This window comes from Streptomyces bobili, from assembly GCF_002154575.1.
In the GTDB taxonomy this organism is placed as follows: Bacteria; Actinomycetota; Actinomycetes; order Streptomycetales; family Streptomycetaceae; genus Streptomyces; species Streptomyces bobili.
Genome location: NZ_MUBA01000576.1, coordinates 1 through 2,762, shown reverse-complemented (window position 1 = coordinate 2,762; position 2,762 = coordinate 1). Strand labels below are relative to the sequence as shown.

Here is a 2,762-nt window from a genome sequence, read left to right as displayed (position 1 = left end):
AGATATGTATACGAGACAGCCGTCACCCCGCGTACGTCCCCCGAAGGGCCCTCACTCGCCTGGCCCCCGAGAAGGCGCCCTCACGGGTCCCCGCCCGCCAGGATTCGGCCATGGGTATACGCCTGCTTCACCGCCGCAAGGCCTCCGCACGCGTTCACGCCACGGCCACCGCCGTTACGACGGCCGGTCCCCACAGGACGCCCTCCCGGCGACCGCTTCCGGCCCTCGCGCCCGGCGCGGCCACACCCCGCGTCCCCGGAACCCCTCTCACGGCGCTGCGCGAGGGGGCCGGACGTCTCCGAGGCCGGACCGTCGTCCTGCTCGACCGCCGGGACGGCACCGTGCGGCTCGCGGCCGAGCGTGCCCGCGACCACCTGACCCTCGCTCTCGCCGCCCTGCGCCGACCGCGATGGCCGCGCGCGGGCCGCCGTATCGCCGTCTTCGGGGCGAACGCGACACCGAGCACGACACGGAGCACGACACCGAGTACGACACGGAACGCGACACCGCGCACGACACCGGACGCGGGCCGGTTCGGCGGGCGCTGAACGGGCGACGACCCGGCTCAGCCGACGCGCACCTCGTCCCGCTGTGGCGCACCGTCCTCCGCCCGCCGCCACACCCGCACCGCGCCGGCGTACAGCAGAACACCCAGCACCAGCCCCGCTCCCGCCCCGAAGCACAGGGTCGGGATCAGCTCGTACGGTTCGGCGCTCGGGCCCCAGTACTCCCACCAGCGGAGCGCCCGGCGGACCGCCGCGATCAGGGCGCAACCGCCGATCAGGCCGGCGGCCCACCACCGGTCGCGGGCCGACAGCACCGGTACGCCGAGCGGCTCGCCCTCGGGGGTCCGGCGCAGCGCGTAGGTGACGAACGCGGCGACCACGACCGCGGCGACGGCCGAACCGCCGTACTGCAGGTACCAGTACAGCGGGGAGCCCGCGATCGTCTCGCCGAGGACGGGGAACACCCGCATGCCCCACCGGTCGAGGTGGGTGAAGGCGTCCCAGACGACGTGCGTCAGCGCGCCGAGGACCGCGGACACGTACCACCACGCCACCGTGGACGGCCGGAGACGCGCGCGGGGCGACCCGCAGCGTGTCAGGGCGGCCGTACGGCCCTGCCGTGCCCGTGGCAGCAGTGCCACGAGCGGCTCGCGCACCAGCAGCCACAGCCCCACCAGCGCCCAGGCCAGGAGCACGTCGACGGTGAGGACACCGGCGAAGGAGTGGGTGACGTCGCCGAATTCCATCGCCCCGGACAGGACACTCGCCGCGTAGTAGGTCATGTCGGGAGCGAACGACCCCGCGACGAGGAAGGCGGGCGCCAGGCGTCCGCGGCCGGTGCCGTCGGCGCGGACGGCGGGCAGCACAGCCGCGGCATGACTCAGCGTGAACGGCAACGAGGCTCCTCGGCACGGGTGTTGCCGGACCGGCCGGCTCGAACATCGACGCTCGGACCAGTATGAGGGATGCCTCCGACGCCCCCGCGGCGCGTGGCGGAGCGGTGAACAGCGGCCTCGAACGGGTGCCGGTTACAAAGAAGTTGTCGTAGGGTCGCCTGGGCCGCCGCCGCACGAATGGCGGTCGGACAACCGAACAGATCAGCGCAAACCGCCCGCGACGGCAACCTTCGCGGACGGTTGACCGTCCCTCACGGACGAGTGGGGCAAGGCGTCCTACGGGACGGGCGAGACGGACGAAACGGGCGCTCGAGTGTCCACGGGAGGGTTCACTTCATGTCGGCGCATTTCGGCAGCAGGCTGCGCAAGGGTGCGGTCAACACCACCGTGGCCGCACTGGCGGTCGCGGCTCTGGCCGCCTCCCAGGCACCCGACGTCACGGCCGGCGGCGCGGGCGGACGGGCCGCCGCGGACGCCCCGTCGTCCGAGACCGGATCCGCGGCCGGCACCGACGACAGTGCCACCGGCAACTCGCCGTACTACACGGACCTGCCGCCGCTGAACAGCCCCGCCCCGGCGCCGAGCCAGAGCACCGGCACCGGCCCGGTCGCCACCGGCGACACGGAGGCCGGCATCCCGGCGACCGTCCTGGACGCCTACAAGAAGGCCGCGGCGTCGCTCGCCGGGTCCAAGCCCGGCTGCAACCTGCCCTGGGAACTCCTCGCCGCCATCGGCAAGGTGGAGTCCGGCCACGCCCGCGGCGGCAACGTCGACGCCGACGGCAAGACCCGCTCGGCGATCCTCGGCCCGGTCCTGAACGGCAACGGCTTCGCCAACATCAGCGACACCGACGACGGCGCCTTCGACGGCGACACCACGCACGACCGCGCCGTCGGCCCCATGCAGTTCATCCCGTCCACCTGGGAGTGGGCAGGCCGCGACGGCAACGGCGACGGCGCGAAGGACCCGAACAACATCTACGACGCCGCGCTCGCCGCCGGTCACTACCTGTGCCGCTTCAGCTGGGACATGTCCACCGACGCCGGCCTGCGCAGCGCGATCCTGAGCTACAACAACTCGACGGACTACTACAACACCGTCGTGTCGTGGCTGGAGTACTACCGCAAGGGCACGCACGAGGTCCCGGACGGCGCCGGCACCCTCCCGGACAGCCGCAGCGACGAGAACAGCGGCGGCCCCGCGACCACCCCGCCGTCCACGCCGCCCAGGACGACCCCGCCCCGGCGAATCCGAGATCCCCCACGGCCCCCGCGAACAGTCCCTGGTGGACGTTGCCCTGGGCGTCGACGTGGACCGCTACGTGAAGCTGTGGCTGACGGTGGTGGAAGGGGCGTAGCCC

The 2,762-nt window shown here is 73.3% G+C and carries 3 protein-coding genes; 2 read left to right on the top strand and 1 reads right to left on the bottom strand.

What is annotated here, in order from left to right; genetic code table 11:
* Window positions 1–110 precede the first annotated feature (110 nt).
* Entirely contained in the window at window positions 111–548 is a 438-nt protein-coding gene (locus tag BZL64_RS33895; protein ID WP_086772925.1) for a hypothetical protein, read from the top strand.
* A 17-nt stretch (window positions 549–565) separates the two neighbouring features.
* Here the strand turns inward: BZL64_RS33895 and BZL64_RS33890 are convergent, their stop codons facing one another.
* Window positions 566–1,402, bottom strand: coding sequence for a DUF4184 family protein (locus BZL64_RS33890; protein ID WP_086772924.1), 837 nt, complete (start codon window positions 1,400–1,402; stop codon window positions 566–568).
* A 336-nt stretch (window positions 1,403–1,738) separates the two neighbouring features.
* On the opposite strand from BZL64_RS33890, the gene BZL64_RS33885 reads away from it, so the two are divergent.
* Window positions 1,739–2,762, top strand: a 1,024-nt coding sequence (locus BZL64_RS33885) for a lytic transglycosylase domain-containing protein (protein ID WP_208639577.1), incomplete at its 3' end; no start/stop codon positions are given.

Coding starts and splice junctions, on each gene's coding strand:
- BZL64_RS33895 (WP_086772925.1), top strand. CDS start 111: ATGGGTATACGCCTGCTTCACCGCCGCAAGGCCTCCGCACGCGTTCAC.